The sequence below is a fragment of the Massilia mucilaginosa genome, from assembly GCF_011682145.1.
GTDB classification, from domain to species: domain Bacteria; phylum Pseudomonadota; class Gammaproteobacteria; order Burkholderiales; family Burkholderiaceae_D; genus Telluria_A; species Telluria_A mucilaginosa.
Genome location: NZ_WHJH01000322.1, coordinates 1 through 301, shown reverse-complemented (window position 1 = coordinate 301; position 301 = coordinate 1). Strand labels below are relative to the sequence as shown.

The window sequence follows — 301 nt, the reverse complement described above, 5'->3', positions numbered from 1 at the left end:
TGCGGCGGGGCCAGCACGCCCGCCTCGAGCTGGGCGGCAGGCGTGTTCTCAAGCAGGCGCTGCAGCTCCTGGCGCAGCGCGTCGGGCAGCTCGCTCCATTCCGAGGGTTCCGCCTGGGCCGGACGCGGCCACCTGCGCCGCTTTTGCAGCCGGCTGCGCGGATCGAGCGAACCGGAGAACCTGGACATCGCGGCGCCGGGCGGGCCGGCCACGACCAGCGCTTCGTCGTACACGATCAGCACCAGCGTTCCATCCGGGCCGGCCAGGCCGGGATCGCGCGCGATGCGCAGCCAGCCGTCAT

General features: G+C 73.8%; 1 protein-coding gene. It reads right to left on the bottom strand.

The window, feature by feature from the left end; genetic code table 11:
* Positions 1–301: hypothetical protein (locus tag F2P45_RS35035; protein WP_166882749.1), on the bottom strand; the 301-nt coding region annotated here is incomplete at both ends.